This window comes from Saccharothrix longispora (genome assembly GCF_030852425.1).
In the GTDB taxonomy this organism is placed as follows: Bacteria; Actinomycetota; Actinomycetes; order Mycobacteriales; family Pseudonocardiaceae; genus Actinosynnema; species Actinosynnema longispora.
Map to the genome: position 1 here is coordinate 93,879 of NZ_NSDM01000017.1, position 17,541 is coordinate 111,419.

17 protein-coding genes are annotated in these 17,541 nt (G+C 74.1%); 9 read left to right on the forward strand and 8 right to left on the reverse strand.

All coding sequences use genetic code 11. The features are described 5' to 3' along the window. Positions 1-223 precede the first annotated feature (223 nt). Positions 224-1,384, reverse strand: a complete 1,161-nt coding sequence (locus CKY47_RS31430; RefSeq protein ID WP_306749964.1) for a PucR family transcriptional regulator — start codon at positions 1,382-1,384, stop codon at positions 224-226. A 169-nt stretch (positions 1,385-1,553) separates the two neighbouring features. On the opposite strand from CKY47_RS31430, the gene CKY47_RS31435 reads away from it, so the two are divergent. Then, the gene (locus CKY47_RS31435; protein WP_306749965.1) at positions 1,554-1,973 is read left to right on the forward strand and encodes a hypothetical protein; all 420 of its coding nucleotides are present in this window, start codon (positions 1,554-1,556) and stop codon (positions 1,971-1,973) included. A 36-nt stretch (positions 1,974-2,009) separates the two neighbouring features. On the opposite strand, the gene CKY47_RS31440 is transcribed toward CKY47_RS31435, so the two are convergent. The 3 genes from CKY47_RS31440 to CKY47_RS31450 all read right to left on the reverse strand — a co-directional run bounded on the left by CKY47_RS31440 (position 2,010) and on the right by CKY47_RS31450 (position 5,135). After that, on the reverse strand, positions 2,010-3,101 hold the full coding sequence (locus CKY47_RS31440) for an esterase/lipase family protein (protein ID WP_306749966.1): 1,092 nt from the start codon (positions 3,099-3,101) through the stop codon (positions 2,010-2,012). A 134-nt stretch (positions 3,102-3,235) separates the two neighbouring features. Next, positions 3,236-3,874 carry a class I SAM-dependent methyltransferase gene (locus tag CKY47_RS31445; RefSeq protein WP_306749967.1) on the reverse strand — a complete coding sequence of 213 codons (639 nt, stop codon included), beginning with the start codon at positions 3,872-3,874 and terminating at the stop codon, positions 3,236-3,238. 76 nt (positions 3,875-3,950) lie between these two features. Continuing rightward, positions 3,951-5,135 carry a hypothetical protein gene (locus tag CKY47_RS31450; RefSeq protein WP_306749968.1) on the reverse strand — a complete coding sequence of 395 codons (1,185 nt, stop codon included), beginning with the start codon at positions 5,133-5,135 and terminating at the stop codon, positions 3,951-3,953. A 388-nt stretch (positions 5,136-5,523) separates the two neighbouring features. On the opposite strand from CKY47_RS31450, the gene CKY47_RS31455 reads away from it, so the two are divergent. Together CKY47_RS31455 and CKY47_RS31460 are read left to right on the forward strand one after the other, a co-directional pair. Further along, positions 5,524-6,003 carry an ATP-binding protein gene (locus CKY47_RS31455; protein ID WP_306749969.1) on the forward strand — a complete coding sequence of 160 codons (480 nt, stop codon included), beginning with the start codon at positions 5,524-5,526 and terminating at the stop codon, positions 6,001-6,003. A 427-nt stretch (positions 6,004-6,430) separates the two neighbouring features. Further along, complete coding sequence (locus tag CKY47_RS31460; protein ID WP_306749970.1) at positions 6,431-8,755, forward strand: beta-L-arabinofuranosidase domain-containing protein; 2,325 nt, start codon at positions 6,431-6,433, stop codon at positions 8,753-8,755. Between the two features lie 196 nt (positions 8,756-8,951). Here the strand turns inward: CKY47_RS31460 and CKY47_RS31465 are convergent, their stop codons facing one another. Continuing rightward, on the reverse strand, positions 8,952-9,143 hold the full coding sequence (locus tag CKY47_RS31465; RefSeq protein WP_306749971.1) for a hypothetical protein: 192 nt from the start codon (positions 9,141-9,143) through the stop codon (positions 8,952-8,954). Between the two features lie 516 nt (positions 9,144-9,659). On the opposite strand from CKY47_RS31465, the gene CKY47_RS31470 reads away from it, so the two are divergent. Continuing rightward, complete coding sequence (locus CKY47_RS31470) at positions 9,660-10,061, forward strand: RidA family protein (RefSeq protein WP_306750009.1); 402 nt, start codon at positions 9,660-9,662, stop codon at positions 10,059-10,061. A gap of 7 nt (positions 10,062-10,068) precedes the next feature. Here CKY47_RS31470 and CKY47_RS31475 read toward each other — a convergent pair whose 3' ends face one another. Further along, complete coding sequence (locus CKY47_RS31475) at positions 10,069-10,962, reverse strand: GNAT family N-acetyltransferase (protein ID WP_306749972.1); 894 nt, start codon at positions 10,960-10,962, stop codon at positions 10,069-10,071. A 112-nt stretch (positions 10,963-11,074) separates the two neighbouring features. On the opposite strand from CKY47_RS31475, the gene CKY47_RS31480 reads away from it, so the two are divergent. From CKY47_RS31480 to CKY47_RS31490, 3 genes are all read left to right on the forward strand, one after another. After that, complete coding sequence (locus tag CKY47_RS31480) at positions 11,075-11,842, forward strand: maleylpyruvate isomerase family mycothiol-dependent enzyme (RefSeq protein ID WP_306749973.1); 768 nt, start codon at positions 11,075-11,077, stop codon at positions 11,840-11,842. Between the two features lie 77 nt (positions 11,843-11,919). Then, positions 11,920-12,108, forward strand: coding sequence for a hypothetical protein (locus CKY47_RS31485; protein WP_306749974.1), 189 nt, complete (start codon positions 11,920-11,922; stop codon positions 12,106-12,108). Positions 12,109-12,773: 665 nt separating this feature from the next. Beyond that, positions 12,774-13,397: a DUF1062 domain-containing protein gene (locus CKY47_RS31490; protein ID WP_306749975.1), complete on the forward strand. Its 624-nt coding sequence runs from the start codon at positions 12,774-12,776 to the stop codon at positions 13,395-13,397. Positions 13,398-13,463: 66 nt separating this feature from the next. On the opposite strand, the gene CKY47_RS31495 is transcribed toward CKY47_RS31490, so the two are convergent. Both CKY47_RS31495 and CKY47_RS31500 read right to left on the reverse strand, forming a co-directional pair. Beyond that, positions 13,464-13,745 carry a DUF4287 domain-containing protein gene (locus tag CKY47_RS31495; RefSeq protein WP_306749976.1) on the reverse strand — a complete coding sequence of 94 codons (282 nt, stop codon included), beginning with the start codon at positions 13,743-13,745 and terminating at the stop codon, positions 13,464-13,466. 227 nt (positions 13,746-13,972) lie between these two features. After that, the gene (locus CKY47_RS31500) at positions 13,973-16,162 is read right to left on the reverse strand and encodes a putative bifunctional diguanylate cyclase/phosphodiesterase (protein ID WP_306749977.1); all 2,190 of its coding nucleotides are present in this window, start codon (positions 16,160-16,162) and stop codon (positions 13,973-13,975) included. A gap of 499 nt (positions 16,163-16,661) precedes the next feature. Here CKY47_RS31500 and CKY47_RS31505 point away from each other — a divergent pair, with 499 nt between their 5' ends. Continuing rightward, positions 16,662-17,054 (forward strand): ATP-binding protein, encoded by a 393-nt coding sequence (locus tag CKY47_RS31505; RefSeq protein WP_306749978.1) that lies wholly within the window; start codon positions 16,662-16,664, stop codon positions 17,052-17,054. A gap of 93 nt (positions 17,055-17,147) precedes the next feature. Then, positions 17,148-17,540, forward strand: coding sequence for a GntR family transcriptional regulator (locus CKY47_RS31510; RefSeq protein ID WP_306749979.1), 393 nt, complete (start codon positions 17,148-17,150; stop codon positions 17,538-17,540). Position 17,541 lies beyond the last annotated feature (1 nt).

Sequence of the window (17,541 nt, forward strand, 5' to 3'; positions counted from 1 at the left end):
GCGCGAACGGGCGCACCGGAGTGCGCCGTCCTCGGCTGCACCCCGGTGCGGTGGCCCGGTTCCCCCTCCCCGGGAAACCGCCCTTCACGGGTTGGCCCCCGTGCGGCCGGCACACCCCCGTTCCGGCCTTGCACCAATGCTCTCCTGCCGTGAAGACGACGACAACGGGACGATTCGGCCACCTCAAGGGCTCATTCGTTGCCGGTTCCCGGCAACAGGGGTGTCACGGTGCCTGCTCGGCGTCCGCGGGCAGGCCGAGCAGCTTCGCGCCGAGGACCGCGACGTGCAGCGAGAGCGCCTGCGACGGGTCGTCCACCGAGTACCCCGTCAACTCCTTGACCCGTTGGAGCCGGTAGGTGACCGTGCGGACGCCGACGTGCAGTTCCCTGGCGCAGGCGGTCGCCACCTGGCCGCAGGCGAAGTAGGCCGACAGCGTGTCGAGCAGTGGCCGTTCACCGCCCCGCGCGCCGCGCAGCGGCTCCAGCACGACCGACACCAGGTCGGCCAGCGCGGCGCTGTCGCGCAGCAGCACCTGGTACACCAGCAGGTCCTCGGCCCGGTGCTGCCGGCCCGGCAGTCCCAACCGGCCCGCGATGTCCACCGCGTACCGGGCCTGCTCGAACGACCGCACCACACCCCCCGGCCCCGACTGGGCGCGCCCGACCCCCACCGACCACGCCGCGCCCGCACCGAGCGCACCGGTCACCTGGCGCACGAACTCGTCGATCACCGCGACCATGGTCCCCGGCACGACGCACACCAGCAGGTCGCTCTTCGTGGTCACCAGGACGTCGCGCGAGTCCAGCCGCAGGTGCAACGACGCCTCCACCGCCCTGGCCACCTCGCCCCCGTCCACCACCGGCTCCGCCGCCCGCACCACCGCCACCACGTTGCTGCCGGCCAGCCGCAGCCCGAACCGCTCCGCCCGCTCGGCCAACCGCCCCAGGTTGCGCCCGTCGAGCAGGTCGTCCACGAACTCCCGCCGGAACGACTCCTCCTGCCGCACCGACCAGCGCTGCGCCTTCTCGTACCCCTCCGTGACCGCCATCACCGCCGCGTCCGCCGCGCGCAGCACCGCCTCACCCGCCGCGCGCACCGCGTCGGCGTCCCCCGCCCCGCGCACACCGGTCAACAACGGCCACGCCAACCACGTGGCACTCAAGTGCAGGTCGATCACGCCCCGCAGGGGGATGCCCCGCTCGGCCGCGCGCGAGCCGACGTCGTGGCGCACCCGCAACCGGTCCGCACCGAAGGACTCCCCCGTCACGCTGACCTCGTCGAGATCCGCGACGTACTCCCCGATCAGGTCCGCCGGAACGCCGTGGGCATCGCGGCTCGCCCGCTCCGCGATACCCGTCAACAGGTCCGACCGGTCGTCACGCACGGGGCTCCGCCTGATTCGCGCCATGGAGCCAGTCTCACAGCACTTGCCGGAACCCGGCAATCGAGGGCGTTCGCTTCGGCCTGCGTCGGGTCTGTTTCCCGTCAGCCGTGCCTGTGACCATGGGACCCATCGCCGGCGCCGCCGGTCCGCGACCGAGGGGGGTGCCGACATGCGGTGGTCGCTGTGGCTCGTGCAGATCGGCCTGCTGCTGGGCGTCCCGGGCGTCCCGGGCACCGCGCGGTGGGTGACGGTCGTCCCGGCCGCGCTCGCCACCGGGGCGCTCGCCCTCGGGTACGGCGCGCGGCGGCGGCACAGCGCGCGCCTGCTCCGCCTGCACGGGGACGACCTCGCGCCGGGCGCCGTCCGCTCGGCGGAGCACGAAGCGCCCACCACGTGGGAGGAGTTCGAGCGGCAGCGCTTCCGGGCGATCGCGGAGCGGCTCCAGGACGAGGACCGCGAGTTCACCGCGCGCATCCGCGCCCTGGACCGGGCCGGCGGCACGACCGCCTTCCTGGCGCGCCTGCTGCCGGGTGGTCCCCGCCGTGCGCGCCCGTCGCCCCGACCGGACGGCGGACCGGGCGACCGGTGACCGGGTCGGGACCGGTCGGACCGCGACGAACGCGCCCTACCCGGTCTCGCGCAGCCAGTCGAGCACCGTCTCGTGGACGCTGTCGTGGCGCTGGAGGTCGAAGTGGTTCAGCCCGCCCAGCCACCGCCGGTCGGCGTCCAGTTCGGGGTGGGCCGCGCTGACCGGGTCGACCAGCAGGTCGCCGATGATGCGGCTGAACGCGCTGTCCTCGGAGCGGGACAGGGTCGCGGACACGAACAGCTGCCGCACGCCGGCCGGCGGCGGCGGGTCCTCCCGGCGCTCCGCGTCCTCACCGGCCCACTGGTGCTCGTGCAGGTAGCCCTCCGCCAGGTCCTTGATGCCGTCGCTGCGCAACGCCAGCAGCCAGCACAGCGGGGCGGCCGGCCAGAGCCTTTCGAGCACCGCCGCGGTGCGGGCGACGGCGCGTTCCAGCGGCGCCCCGGCGTGCGGCGTGCCCAGGCACACCAGGCGCGTCACCAGCGACGAGCAGCGCGCCCCCCGTTCGTGGGCCTGGTGCGCGGCGCTGCGCGCCACGAGGCCGCCCATCGAGTGACCGACGAGGACGATGTCGGTGACCTCCACCGGCCACGCCCCGACCAGCTCGTCGAGCAGGTCGACCAGCTCCCGGCCGTTGTCGGACACGTGGCGGCCGGAGTTGTAGCGCAGGTACAGCGGCGTGCACGGCACGGCGGCGGCGAGCCTGCTGCCGAAGTCGGTGCCGGAGCAGCCCTTCTCGGGCTCGTCGGCGTGGAACCAGGAGCGCTCGGTGTCCACGAGCCCGTGCAGGAACACCACCAGGCGTCCCCGGGCGGACGGGTAGGCCGCCGCGAGCGAGGCGCGGTCCAGCCGGACCCGGCGGTGGTCGAGCCGCAGGGACATCGCCGAGGGCAGCGTGTCGCCGCGCGGGGCCACCCGGTCGCCGAAGGCGCCGTTGGCGAACCCGATCACCCGCTGCCCCACCTCGGACTTCACCAGCGCGCCGGGCGGCCACAGCCCCGTCGCGCCCGAGGCGACGGCGTCGGGCAGCGCCCGGACCGCGCCCAGCACCGCGCCGAACGCCCGGGACACCAGGTCGACGCCCAGGCCGGCCCCGTCCACCGGGCCGGGTGACGTGGGAATGAGCACCATGTCGCTGCACCTCACCCGCTCGGTCGGCACCCACCGTGACGGTCACGGTTCGCGATGAGTACCCCGATCGGTGTACGAACACACGTTCCCGCGACGCACCCGGTAGAACCGCAGGTCGGGGGCGGGACGGTCGCTCAGGGCAGCCGGTCGTACCCGACGAAGGTGAACACGCGCCCGCCCGCGACCAACGGCCGCGGTTCACCGCGGAAGCGGTGCGCACCGACGCCGAAGCCCTCGTCCGGCCCGGACAGCCAGTGGCGGTCGAACCCCCGCTGCTCGAACCACCCGCAGATCGACGGCACCAGGTCCGGGGCGCCGCGGTGCCGGGTCCAGAGCACCGTGCCACCGGTCGCGCACAACCGGGTGCAGGCATCGACGGTCCGCTCGACGTCCTCGTCGGTGATGTTGCCGAACACCCCGCAGACCAGCACGAGGTCCGCCTGCGCCAGGTCGAGGTAGTGGTCGGTGGCCGAGGCGTCGGCCGTCACCACCTCCACCCCCGCCAGGCCCGCCGCCCGCGCGGCCTCCGCCGCGATCCCCGCGTTGCGCGGGTCCAGCTCCACCAGGCGCGCGCGGACGTCGTCCCGCCTCGGGTGCCCGGCGAGCACCTCCAGCAGGTCGCGCCCCTGACCGGCGCACAGGCTGATCACCCGCAGCGGTCCCGGCGGGCCGTCGTCCAGGGCGGCCCTGACCTGCGCCTGCACGGCGCGCAACCGCAGCGACAGCGACGAACCGGGGCGGTCGTAGTCGTCGTGCCAACCGAGCCAGTCCACGGCGCCGACCCTACGGCGACCGGTCGGCGCCGGGAAGCCCCGCCGACCGGACCGGCCACGGGCCTTCGCGTCCGGGTCAGCGGCGGACCTTCGCCTCCAGGGCGCGCCGACGTGCGCTCACGTCGTCCGGGTCGTCGCCGTGCACCAGCAGTTGCAGGGTGCTCTGCCGGGCGCTGTCGTCGGTGCGCGCGGTGTCGTGGCCCGAGGTGACCAGCAGGCCACCGGCCGCCAACGCCGGGCGCAGCTCGACCAGCAGGTCGGCCAGGGGAGCGGCGACCACCAGCTTCACCGACTCGGCGGGACCGTCGAGCGCGTCGGGCCGGACCGACTGGAGCGCGAGCAGCGGGACCGACCCGCCGGTGATGCGGAAGTTCAGGTCCAGCATCACCAGCCGGCCGTCCGCGGTCTGGGCGCAGTCCAGGCTGCACAACCCCCGGTAGCCGACGTCGGCGGCGCGCTGGGTGATGGCCACGCACTCGGCGAGAAGGTCCGCGGGGGGCTGGGTGACCGCGCCGAACAGCCCACCGACGTAGACCCCGGCCTCGTCGACCCGTTGCTCGGTGACGGCGAGCAGCCGGGCCACGGCGTCCGTGCCGACGTAGAGCTGGACGCCCCAGTTGCGCAGGAGGTCCAGGTACTCCTCGACCACGAACTCGTCGAGCACATCGGCGAACAGCGGCAGCACGACCCGTTCGCCCGCCCGGTGCAGGTAGACGTCGAGGCTCGCGCCGTGCGCGTCGTCGGTGGCGGCCTTGAGCACCCACGACTCCCCCGCCGGCGCCGCCTCGGCCAGGTCGGCGCGCGACACGACTCCGCGCCGCGCCTGGAAGCGCGGCGAGACGAACGTGCCGATGCTCGCCTTGTTGTTCAGGAAGCCCACGAGGCGCGCGGTCTTGACCGCGTCCTCGTCGGGGCACAGCGAGGTGGGCAGCGGGTACTCCATCGCGAGGAGCAGTCCGTCCAGCCTCGCCTCGGTCACCCGGGCCGCGAACTCGGCCTCGGTGCGGAACTCGCGCAGGTCGGTGCCGACCGGCAGGCCGCCGTCGCGCAGCTGCGCGAGCAGCGCCGGGTCCGTGCCACCGGCGCTGCAGATCAGCGGGGTGCCCGCGGCGATGGCGACCGGTCTGGCGGACAGCGCGTCGCGGGTGGTGCGGTGCCTGCTCGCCGGGACGGCGGTCTCCAGCGCGGGTCGCGCGGAGACGGCGACACCGCGGCCGTACACGTCGGCGAGCGCGCGCGGGGCGCCGACGGAGGGCGACAACAGATCGGAAGTGCTGATGGGGCTCCCCCTGGGAGGTGGTGGGTCGACCGCGCCCGCCGCCCGGGTGGCGGGCGCGGGGCACGGCGTGAACGGTGCGGGTGACGCCGGAAACGGGAACGGGGCGGGGCCAGGAGCCGTCCGCTGCCGCGCCGCAGTCGCGCCTGCGGGCCGGATTCCGCGGAACCGCAGGTGACCAGCCCGGATGTGGGCTGTGTGGGACCACGGTCCCACATGTGCCCGCAGCACCCGACCGGCGGTGTCCCGCCGAGGCGTCCCGGAGGACGGGGACAGGGGTCGGGCTGAGGCGTGCGCCCGGCGATCACGGGTACCCCCGGGGAACCGCCGCGTGAGGGCGGTCGCCTCGTCCCCGGAAGAAGGCCCCGTGCCGATGCCCCCTCCCCCCGGTCCCGTCCCCGACAGGTCGTCCTCCGGGCACGGCCTGACCGAGGACGAGGTGTTCCTGGAGACTTCGGTGCGCTTCGGGAACCTGGCCGCGGTGCGGGCCCGGATCGGCGTCCTGCTGGAGGCGTTCGGCGAGGACTTCGTGCAGGACGTGCAGCTCGTGTGCCACGAACTGGCCTCCAACGCCTGCGACCACGCCGACGAGCCGCACCACCTCCGCCTGCGCAGGCGGGGCCGCGACGGGAGCGACGACCTGCTCGTCGAGGTCCAGGACGCCTCCGCGGACGCCACGCCGAAGCTCGGCACGTCGACCGCCGGACCCAACCGGGGCAACGGCATGAAGATGGTCGAGGCGCTCAGCGACGACTGGGGCGTGCGTCGCACGGACGACGCGAAGGTCGTCTGGGCCCGCCTGCGCCTGCCGAGCCAGGACCGCTCGAACCGGGGCCTCCCGAACCGGAGCTGACCGGAGGCCGGGTGCCGGTGGGTCGAGCCGCCACGGCCGCGGCCGCGCCTGCCGGCTGATTCGGCGAGGTCGTCCGGGGACCGCGCCGCAGGACCGCCGTCGAACGACCGACAAGACCCGAAGAAGATGTTGTTAACGCTAACGCGCTAACAATTCCGAGGTTGCGACCCGATTTTCAGATTCCGCAGTGCGCGAAATGTGAAGACCTCTGACCGGCACTGCAACGGGTCCGAGTACTCGATCATCCACACTCGTCCGCTCAGGTGAGCGATCACATCAGAACGTCCACATCGTTGACGGACATCACCGTCGCCGTTACCTTCGGGCCCTGCACCGATCCTTTCGACGTGGTTACCGACCCATTCGGGTTGACCACTCGCGAACGTGGTCGCCGTCAATGACGACGATGCAGGAATGAGGTAGCCCCATGTCGTCCTCACGGTTCACCCGCCGCACGTTGTTGCAGGCCGCGGGCGTCGCCGCCGCCTCGACCGCGGCACCGGTCCTGCTCCAGGGGACCGCCGCGGCCGACGCCGTGCCGCCGGTCCGGGCCGACATCGGCGTCTCGGCCCACCCGTTCGACCTCGGCCAGGCCCGGCTGACCTCGGGTCGCTGGTTGGACAACCAGAACCGCACCCTGTCCTACCTGCGGTTCGTCGACGTCGACCGGTTGCTCTACAACTTCCGCGCCAACCACCGCCTGTCGACGAACGGCGCGGCGGCGCTGGGCGGCTGGGAGGCGCCGAACTTCCCGTTCCGCACCCACAGCCAGGGCCACTTCCTCACCGCGTGGGCGCAGGCGTGGGTCGTGCTGGGCGACACCACGTGCCGCGACAAGGCGAACCGCATGGTCGCCGAGCTGGCCAAGTGCCAGGCGAACAACGCGGCGGCCGGGTTCAACACCGGCTACCTGTCCGGGTTCCCGGAGTCGGACCTCGACGCGCTGGAGGCCGGCAGCCCGAAGGCCGTCTCGTACTACTCGCTGCACAAGACGCTGGCCGGTCTGCTGGACGTGTGGCGCCTGATCGGCAACACCCAGGCGCGCGACGTCCTGCTGCGGTTCGCGGGGTGGGTGGACTGGCGCACGGGCCGGCTGTCCTACAGCCAGATGCAGCGCGTGCTGGGCACCGAGTTCGGCGGCATGAACGCGGTGCTCGCCGACCTGTACCAGCAGACCGGCGACAGCAGGTGGCTCACCGCCGCGCAGCGGTTCGACCACGCCGCCGTGTTCGACCCGCTCGCCGCCAACCAGGACCGGCTCAACGGCCTGCACGCCAACACGCAGGTGCCCAAGTGGATCGGCGCGGCCCGGGAGTACAAGGCGACCGGCACCACCCGCTACCGCGACATCGCGCGCAACGCGTGGGCCATCACCGTGGGCGCGCACACCTACGCGATCGGCGGCAACAGCCAGGCGGAGCACTTCCGCGCCCCCAACGCCGTCGCCGCGTACCTCAACACCGACACGGCCGAGGCGTGCAACACCTACAACATGCTCAAGCTCACCCGTGAGCTGTGGCTGCTGGACCCGAACAACGCGGCCTACTTCGACTACTACGAACGCGCGCTGCTCAACCACCTGATCGGCCAGCAGAACCCGGCCGACGCGCACGGTCACTTCTGCTACTTCACCGGCCTGAACCCGGGGCACCGGCGGGGCAACACCGGTCCGGCCTGGGGCGGCGGCAACTGGAGCACCGACTACACCACGTTCTGGTGCTGCCAGGGCACGGGCATCGAGACCAACACCAAGCTGGCCGACTCCGTCTACTTCCACAACGGCACCACGCTGACCGTGAACCTGTACGTGCCGTCGGTGCTCGACTGGTCGCAGCGGGGCATCACGGTCACCCAGAGCACCACCTACCCCGCGAGCGACACGACCACGCTGACCGTGACCGGCAGCGTGGGCGGGTCGTGGACGATGCGCCTGCGCATCCCGTCGTGGACCAACGGCGCGACGGTCAGCGTCAACGGCGTAGCGCAGAACGTCGCCGCCGCGCCCGGCAGCTACGCGTCGCTCACCCGGTCGTGGACCTCGGGTGACGTGGTCACCCTGCGCCTGCCCATGCGGGTGGTCACGGTGCCCGCCAACGACAACCCGAACGTCGTCGCCGTCACCTACGGCCCGGCCGTCCTGGCCGGCAACTACGGCAACACCACGTTGTCCGCGCCGCCCTCCCTCGACGTCGGCTCGATCACCCGCACCAGCGGCTCGGCGCTCGCGTTCACCGCGCGGGCCAACGGCGCGACGGTCAACCTGGGCCCGTTCCACGACGCCCACGGCTTCAACTACACCGTCTACTGGAGCACCGGTGGCGGCAGCGGGAGCGGCAGCTACCGACTGGTCAACGCGGCCAGCGGCCTGGTGCTGGGCATCCGGGACATGTCCACCGCCGACGGAGGCCTGGCCCTGCAGTGGGGGGACACCGGCACCGCCGACCACAACTGGCAGATGGTCCCCGACGGCGCCAACGTGCGCTTCCGCAACGTCCACAGCGGCAAGGTGCTCGGCGTGGAGAACATGTCCACCGCCGACAACGCCCGCGTGCTCCAGTGGTCCGACACCGGCACCGCCGACCACAAGTGGACGCTCGTCGACAACGGCGACGGCACCCACAGGATCCGCAACGTCCACAGCGGCAAGCTGCTCGCCATCCAGGGCGGTTCGACCGCCCAGGGCGCGCAGGCGGTCCAGGACTCGGACAACGGCTCGGCCGACAACCGCTGGAGGCTGGTCCGCAACGCGTGACCGCGCGGGTGCGCCGGCGTGCCGTGCGGCCCACGCCGCCCACCGGTTCCACGGCGGGCGGCGTGGGCCCACCCGACCACGAGGAGCCGGCGATGGCGTGGGACAACGGGGTCGCGACGACCCCGCCGATGGGCTGGAACAGCTACGACTCCTTCAACTGGAACGTCACCGAGGCGCAGGTCGAGGCCAACGCCGACTACATGCGCGACAACCTCAGGCAGCACAGGTGGCAGTACGTCGTCGACTGGGCCTGGTACCGCCCCGGCAGCGGCACCGGCACGCCGAGCCGGGACGCGAACCTCCGGCCCAGGTCGCGCACCGACGCGAACGGCCTGCTGCTGCCCGACACCGCCCGCTTCCCCTCGGCCGCGGGCGGCAACGGCTTCAAGCCGCCGGCCGACCACGTCCACGCGGGCGGCCTGAAGTTCGGCGTGCACCCGATGCAGCGGCATCCCGCGCCAGGTGGTCGCGGACAACCTGCCGGTGCCGGGCACGAGCTGCCGGGCGAACGAGATCGACGACGGCACCACCGCGGCGTGGCTGAACCTGAACCGGGGCCTCGACATGGCCAACCCGTGCGCCCAGGCGTACCTGGACGCCCAGTTCCGGCTGCTCGCCTCGTGGGGCGTGGACTACGTCAAGGTCGACGACATCGCCGCGCCGACCTACCGGCAGGCCGAGGTCGAGGGCTACCGGCTGGCGATCCGGCGCAGCGGGCGGCCCATGGTGCTCAGCCTCCCCCGGCCCGACGTCGACCGCCCACGGCGCGCACGTCGCGGCCAACGCCACCATGTGGCGCGTCGTCAACGACCTGTGGGACGACTGGGCGGGACTGGACGCCCTGTTCGAGCGGCTGCACGCCTGGACGCCGCACCGCGGGCCCGGCGCCTGGCCCGACCCGGACATGATCCCCATCGGCCGGCTGTCCCAGCAGGGCCCGGTGGGGTCGCCCCGCTACTCGAACCAGGGCGAGGTGGTCTCCGGGGCCACCCGGCCCCTGTACTGCTCCGGGCAGGCCGCGATGAGCGGCGAAGGCGAACCCCTGCACGCCGGTGACCTGGCGGCGCAGTTGGCGCTGAGCCTCGACAACCTGGAGGCCGTCCTCGGCGAGGCGGGCATGTCGCTCGCGAACCTCGTGCGGCTCACCGTCTTCACCACCGACGTCGACCTGCTGTTCCGGCACTACGGCGTGCCGGCGTCGCGGTTGGGCGCCGCCGGGGTCGCGCCGACCACGACGATGCTCGGGGTGACGAGGCTGGCGATCCCGGGCCTGGTCGTCGAGCTCGAGGGGACCGCCGTCGCGTGACCCGACCTCAAGGCTCCTCGGAGGTCCGCCGGTCGACCGCCGGGCGGACCCGGTCCCGGACCTCGGGGAGTCGCCGGAACCCCGCCGACGCGTAGGTGGCGACGGCGCCCGCGTTGGAACCCGGCGTGCAGACGACCGCGCTCGACGAGCCCAGTTCCCGCAGGGCGGCGGCAGCGGCCACGGTGATCGCCCTGCCGTGGCCGCGACCGCGGTGGTCCCGGTGCACGCCCATCGGTTCGAGCAGCCCCGGCCGGCCCGGCCCGGCGGACCACACGGTCACCGCCGCCACGGCGTCGCCCCGCTCGTCGTGCGCGACCAGGCACCGGGCGTCGGCGTACGGCGCCCCGGCCGCCATCGCGCGCCACCGCTCGTCGGTGAACGTCGACCCGTCGAACGACGCCCGCTGCACGGCGGCCCGCACGTGCGCCCGCCCCGGCCCGATCACCTCGATCCGCGCACCGGGGTCCTCCACCGGCTCCGCCAGGTCGCGGCGCAGCGGCGTCCACGGCTCGTCCACGCCCCAGCCGTCCCCGGACAGCAGGTCGTGCAGCAGCGCGTCCACCGGCGTCTCGACGCGCGCCTCCCCCGCCGGCAGCACGCCGCGCTCAGGCCGGGTCGCGTCCTCCGCCAACCGCCGCGCCAGCTCCTCGTCCCGCCGGGCGTCCGGCGCGGTCGTCAGGCGCAGCAACCCGGGACCGTCCAGCAGCCCGACGGCGAGGACCCGCCCGCCCCGGCTCCACGTCCGCACCGCCGCGGCCGTCGCCTCCGCGCCGAACCGCCGGAACCAGCCCAGGTCGCCGGGGTGCAGCTGCATCGGCGCGCCGTCGTGCTGCCACTCCCGCAGCACGCCCGCGGCCTCGTCCACCCCGTCGACGCCCGGTGTGCGCGTCGTGATCGCCATGCCCCGATCACACACCACCGCGCCGGCACCCGCACCCGGTTTCCGCCCCGGGGCGCGCTCCGGGTCGGGATAATCGCTGTCCCGCCGCGGAACGCGGTGGTACACAGCGGCGGTGGAGGAGACCTTGGCGTTCCCCGACCTGCTGCGGCTGATAGACGAGCGGTCGATCGCGTTCCGGGCCGCGGTGGACTCCGCGCCCACGCTCGACGCGCAGGTGCCGACCTGCCCCGAGTGGACGCTGTCCGACCTGGTGCGGCACATCGGCGAGGGGCGCCGCACCTGGGCCGCCACCGTCGCCGCGGGACCCGCGGACGCCCCCGCGCCCGCGCCGGAGGGCACCGCCGCGCCCCGGGAGCGCGAAGCCGTGTCGGCCTGGTTGGCCGAGTCGACGCGGCTGCTGGTCGACGCGCTGCGGGAAGCCGGTCCGGACCGCGGTTGCTGGACGTGGTGGGGCGACTCGCAGTCGCCGCGGACCTGCGGCGCCGTCGCCCGGCACCAGCTCCAGCAGATGGTGGTGCACACCTACGACGCCCAGATCACCGCGGGCGTCCCGGAGCCGCTGCCGGTGGAGGCGGCGCTCGACGGCGTCGACGAGTTCCTCACCACCTGCTGCGCGACGACGGCCCCTTGGCCGCACGAGCCCGCCACCGTGGACTACCACGCCACCGAGGGCCGTTCCTGGCGCCTGTGGCTCTCCGCCGACGGCGCGCGGACCGCTCCCCTCCGCACGCCGGGCGAGGGCGCGGTCGACGCCTCCCTTCGGGGGACGGCCGGCGAGCTGGTCCTGGCCCTGTACGGCCGCATCCCGGTCGACTCCCTGGGGCTCGACGGCGACCCGCGCCTGTTCGACCTGCTCATGGCCTGGGACCCGACGCAGTAGGACGCGCGCCGACCGCTCGGGCGGCACCGGGAGGGGGACGCGGTGTGACGTAGGGTCGCGGAGCGGAGGTGAGGTCGGTGGCAGAGGCCGGTGGGGGTCCCGCCGAGGTGTCGCGGCACGACCGCGTCGACAGCGGCGGCGACCCGGTGTGCTGGTTGTCGCGGGTGTGCCCGGAGTGCGGTTTCCCGGCCGACGGCGAACCGGCCCCGGTGTGCCCGCGGTGCGGTGCGGCGGTGGCCGAGGACGAGGGTGGTGACCCGCGATGACCTCCACGGCGGCGGTCGCCCGCGTGGGGTCGGGATGGTGCCGGCGATCTCCTTCCCGGGGACGCCGCCGACGTTCCGCGCCCCCGGTGTGACGGTCGTTGCCCGGCCCGGGCATCGGCCGGGTCGTGTTCCGCGCCCTCGACGTCGCCGAGGTGGTGCCGGCCGCGGTGGTCGTGGCGGTGGCGGTGCTCGGCGGGCCGCCCGACCGGGTGCCGGCCGGGGAGGACCCGCCGCGTTCCCGAGCGCACCCGGGTCCACGTGGCGCTCGAAGTGCTCGAGGTGGTGGCCCTGGCGGTGCCGGGCGTCGCGGGCCGAGCCCCGGGAGCCGCGGCTCCCGGAAAATCCGTTGCCGGCGGTCCCGCGGTTGAACACCATGGCGGCCATGTACCGGTAGGCAGTGGCGCACGTGCGGGACGAAGACGGGTCCGAGTCGCTCCCCGTCCCTCCCCGGCGTGCCTCCTGAAGCCCGCGCCTCGTGACGAGCGCGGGTTCCCGTCACACGACGTGATGTGCCACGTCGTGCCGGCCGGCGTGCTCCGCTCTCGCGGCGCCGGCCGTACGCCACTGTCCCGAGAGGCGGTCCGCGGCGCGCGGAAGCGCTGCCCGTCGCCGCCTCCGCATACCGGGGGTCGACCCGAGCCGTGAGTGAACTCCGCAGTACCCGTGTGCCCGTCGAGGGCGGCGGCATCGACCGGAAAGCGCTGTGGGTGGTCAGGGAGCTGGGCCTGCCCGCCATCGTCAAGGCGTGCGCGTCGTGCAGGTCCACCCGTCACCACCCCACCGGGAAGTTCCGGGTGAACGCCAACGGCAAGCTCCTCGACGTCTGGCTGCTGATCCGCTGTGAGCTGTGCGGGCGCGCGTCGAAGGTCCCCGTCCACGAGCGCGTCCGCGTGCAGTCGCTCGACCACGAGCGGCTGCCGGCGTTCGAGGGCAACGACCCGGCGATGGTGCGGCGGCTGACCGTGGACGCGGCGTTCGCCGGTCGGGCCGGGCACCGGCTCGACTGGAGCGGCACGTGGGAACTGGAGACGGACGTGCCGTTCTACGAGTTCGGGCGCGACGACCCGACGCCGCTGGAGGTCGTCGTCAGGTTCGAACTCCCGGCGCCCGTGCGGGTCGGGAAGCTGCTGACGGCCGGGTTCGGCCTGAGCCGGCCCGCCGTGCGGGACGCGGTCGCTTCCGGCCGCATCCACCTGCCCCTGGCCGTGGACGCGAAGGTCCGTGAGGACTTCACCTTCTTCGTCACCGCGCCGGCTCCGCCGCCCGAGGCGGCCGGGGGTCGGGGGTAGGGCTTCCCGCCGCTCGTCCGCGTCGCGCGCGTCCTCCGGGGCGGGCGCGGCGCGGGCGCTCGGCCGTCAGCGGTCGGCGATGCCGTCCACGCGCAGCGTCGCGGACTCGTCCCGGTGGCTGCCGGCGCCGCCGACGTGCTTGTCGCTGATCCCGGTGCCGTTCTTGAGCACGTGGTAGAGCGCCATCCCGTGCCCGCGGCCCAGGTCGTAGTCCGCCTTGAGCCAGTCGAGGACCACCCCGGCCTTCGTGCCGGCGCCGTAGCCGCGGGCACCGGCCTCGGCCAGCAGTTCGACCGGGGTCTTGCCGGTCTTCCTCTCGATGGTGTCGAGGTAGGCCTGGAAGGACATGGAGGTCTCCGCTCGTCTCGGTCGAGGTGTTCGAGGTCGGGGGCAGCTTATGACAACTTTTTCTGTCCTGACAACTTCTTTCTTCGGTGTTATCGCGGACCCCGGCGACCGGTCCCCACCGCCCTACTCGGCCCCGTACCCCGGCCACGACCACGCGGGGCCGGTCTCCGCCGCGCGGCGGACCGCCGCGCCTGACGACCGCCCACGTCGGCGCGCTCGTCCCGCGCTCACGTCGAGGGCAGCCGCTGGGGATCGGTCAGCAGGCCGGGGTGCCAGTTCTCCGGCAGGTCGGGCCTGCCGAACAGGTACCCCTGGAGGTAGCCGCACCCCGCGTCGCGCAGCCAGCGCGCCTGGTCCGGGGTCTCGACGCCCTCGGCCACCGTGCGCGCGCCCAGCACCGCGGCCAGGTCGATGATGCACCGCACCACGCCCTCGGTCCGGTCGTCCTCCCCGAGGCCGTCCGTGAACGACTTGTCGATCTTCACCAGGTCGAACGGGTAGCGGCGCAGGTAGTTCAGCGACGAGTACCCCGTGCCGAAGTCGTCCAGGGCGATGCGCACGCCCAGGTCCCGGACGTCCATCAGCACCCGCATGGCCGCCTCGTCGGCCCACACCGACTCGGTGACCTCCACGGTGAGCAGACCCGCCTCCAGTCCCGTCGTGGTCAGCAGTTCGTCGACCTGGCGGGGGAAGGCCTCACCCGCCAACTGCCACGGCGAGACGTTGACCGCGACCCCCAGCGGGTGGCCGCCGCGCTGCCAGCGCACCGCCTGGCCGCACGCGCTGCGCAGCACGTGGGCGCCGAGCGGCACGATGAGGCCGGTCTCCTCCGCCAGGCCGATGAACCTGTCCGGACCGAGCAGCCCGCGACCCGGGTGCCGCCACCGCACCAGGGCCTCGGCGTGCGTGGTGCGTGCCTCGGCCAGGTCGATGATCGGCTGGTAGTGGAGCACCAGCTCCTCGTTGGTCAGGGCGGCGCGCAGGTCGGCCTGGTCGCGCTGCCGGGCCGCGACGTCCTCGCCCATGGCCCGCTCGAACGACCTGGCCCTTCCGCCGCCCTCCCGCTTGGCGACGTACATGGCCACGTCCGCGTCGCGCAGCAGGTCCTCCGACGTGCGGCCGGTGCCGGCCCGTCCGGGCACGGCGATGCCGATGCTCGCGCGGATGGCGCGACCGCCGGGCCCGGCCAGCGCGGCCAGCACCCGCTCGGCCGGCCGCACGCCGCCGTCGCCGTCGCCGGGAACCGCCGTCAGCACGGCGAACTCGTCACCGCCGAGGCGGGCGACCACGTCCTCGGGACCGGTCGTGGACCGCAGGAGCCGGGCGGCCTCGACGAGGCGCCGGTCGCCTGCCTGGTGCCCGGCGGTGTCGTTGACCTCCTTGAAGCGGTCCAGGTCGATGAGCAGGAGGGCGACCCGGGCGCCGGCGGCCAGGGCGCGGTCCACCAGGTCGAGGAAGTGGCGGCGCCCGAACAGCCCCGTCAGCTCGTCGCGCTCGGAGCGCTCGCGGAGCGCGTCCTCCAGCGCGCGGCGGGCCGTGACGTCCACGACCGCGACCACGACGCGACCGGGCCGCGAGTCGTCCTCGACACCGGTGGGGTGCAGCGTGAGGGCCGTGGCGCCGCCGCCCCGGTCGACGCGCAGCTCGACCGGTTCCTCCCCCGCCCGGGCGCACCCGGCGGGGCAGCCGGTGATGTCCGTGCCGTGAGGGCACGGCACGGTCCCCGACGAGGCCCAGCCGAGCAGGTCGGCCACGCGCTCGTTGAACAGCTCCGGCCGCCCGTCGCCGTCGAGCAGCGCGAGGCCGACCGGGCTGGCGCGCACGACGGCCTCCGTGGTGCGGTGCGCGTCGTCGGCGTACCGGCGCGCCGCTTCGGCCAGGTGGGCGGCGCGCGCCGTCTCGCGCAGGGCCGCGGTCCCGATGAGCAGGCCGAGCAGCGGCATGAGCACCGGGGCCAGCACCTCCGGTCCGGGCGGAGGCGTGTGCCGGTCGTCGAGCACGACGGACGCGCCGAACCCGAGCACGTACCCGAGCACCGGGCAGGCGGCCTTCACCGGGAAGCGGCCGGCGCCGTCCAGCAGGGCGCGGCGGACGGTGACGCCGAACAGGAAACCCAGCACCGGCTGCGGGTCCGGCAGCACGAGCACACCGGTCACGACGATGGCGGCTTCCGCGAACGCGGTGCCCCAGCCGTCCACCTCCGGCCACAGCAGCCACCCGCCCAGGACGAGCGCCACGGCGACCGACGCGGCACCGCCGACGACTCCCCCGGCCTGCGCGAGCCGCACCGCGAACACGACACCGCCGATCCAGGCGAACGCGGTCGTCAAGCGCCGCACCCGGCGGAGGCCGCGGTCGTGCGGCACACCCGGCGGTCCGCCGACCGGCGTGACGGCCGAGTGGGCAGAAGTGGTCACGTCCCTCCCCGGCGACGACGTGATCGACCGCGGTCCCCGATCGACGCGGACCCCCGAGCGGTCCGCCCCGCGCTCCGACCGCCGCCGAAGCCTAGTGGAACGGCGACCGCCACAACCACTGCCAACGAGGAATATGCACATCCATAGAGGACGAATGCAGGCGGCACAGTGCCGACCGGGACGGTGCCGCGACACCCGCCGAACCGCACTCCCGACGGGCGCCGGGTCGGCACGGCGTCCCCCGGATCACCGCCTGTCCCGCGGCGCCCGCGAGGCGGTCTTCCCCGCCCCTGGAAGAGGACCAGCCCCGCGGGTGCCGCGTCCGGGAGCGGACACCCGATGGGAGCAACGCCCGGCGACCCGCCCCTGTCCCGACCCCGCCCCGTCACCGCAACCCCCGCACGGGTGACGGCGGCGTCCGGGAATGCCGCGACTGTGGGAACCTGATCCCCACGCCTTGAGACCACAGGGTGTGTTTCATGCTGGAAAGGCACGGTTTGTGGACGTCGTCGAGCCGCCCGGTGACCACATCGACCTGGACCGGGAGGGCGGGTTCCCGCTGCACCGGGCGCGGCGGTGGATCACCGGCAGCTTCCCCGATGTGAGCCGGGAACGGCTCTCGACCCTGCTGCTGGTGGCCGACGCGTTGCTGGCCAACGCGTTCGAGCACGCCGCCGGGCCGCGCAGGGTCCGGTTGCTCCGCTCGCCCGACCGGGCGCTGGTGCGCGTCGAGGTCGACGACGCCAGTCCCCACCTGCTGCCGGTGCTGGGGAGGCCCGGTGCCGCGGACCGGCGGCACCGGGGGCTGCTGCTGGTCAACCGGTTGTCCTCGCTGTGGGGCGTGACGCCCGGGGCCGACCACAAGACCGTGTGGGCAGAGGTCGTGGTGTAGGCCCCACACACCCGATCGCGCCGCGATCGACCCGATTGCTCCATGATCTGCTATGTGCCTATAGTGCTAGGACCATAGTTAAATGGAGGAAGTGTGATCGAGTTCCACCTGGACAGCGGGTCCGGCCTGTCGCCGTACCAGCAGGTGGTCCAGCAGGTCCGCCACGCGCTGCGGCTCGGCCTGCTGCGCGAGGGCGACCAACTGCCGAAGGTCAAGGACGTCGTGGCGCAGTTGGCCATCAACCCGAACACGGTGCTCAAGGCGTACCGGGAGCTGGAGCACGCCGGCCTGGTCGCGGCCCGTCCGGGGGTGGGCACCTTCGTCTCGGCGACCCTGCCCGGCGTGGCACCGGGGGTGCTGGGCCCGCTGAGCCGGGACCTGCGGCGCTGGATCGCCAAGGCCCGCCTGGCCGGGCTGGACGACGAGGGCATCGAGGCCCTGATCACCACGACCCTCCGGACCACGGCGACGGAGGAGACCGCGTGAC

Excerpts from the sequence above, each read along its gene's own strand:
- CKY47_RS31435 (WP_306749965.1), top strand. The coding sequence starts at position 1,554 with ATGCGGTGGTCGCTGTGGCTCGTGCAGATCGGCCTGCTGCTGGGCGTC.
- CKY47_RS31440 (WP_306749966.1), bottom strand. The coding sequence starts at position 3,101 with ATGGTGCTCATTCCCACGTCACCCGGCCCGGTGGACGGGGCCGGCCTG.
- CKY47_RS31455 (WP_306749969.1), top strand. The coding sequence starts at position 5,524 with ATGCCCCCTCCCCCCGGTCCCGTCCCCGACAGGTCGTCCTCCGGGCAC.
- CKY47_RS31460 (WP_306749970.1), top strand. The coding sequence starts at position 6,431 with ATGTCGTCCTCACGGTTCACCCGCCGCACGTTGTTGCAGGCCGCGGGC.
- CKY47_RS31470 (WP_306750009.1), top strand. The coding sequence starts at position 9,660 with ATGATCCCCATCGGCCGGCTGTCCCAGCAGGGCCCGGTGGGGTCGCCC.
- CKY47_RS31475 (WP_306749972.1), bottom strand. The coding sequence starts at position 10,962 with ATGGCGATCACGACGCGCACACCGGGCGTCGACGGGGTGGACGAGGCC.
- CKY47_RS31495 (WP_306749976.1), bottom strand. The coding sequence starts at position 13,745 with ATGTCCTTCCAGGCCTACCTCGACACCATCGAGAGGAAGACCGGCAAG.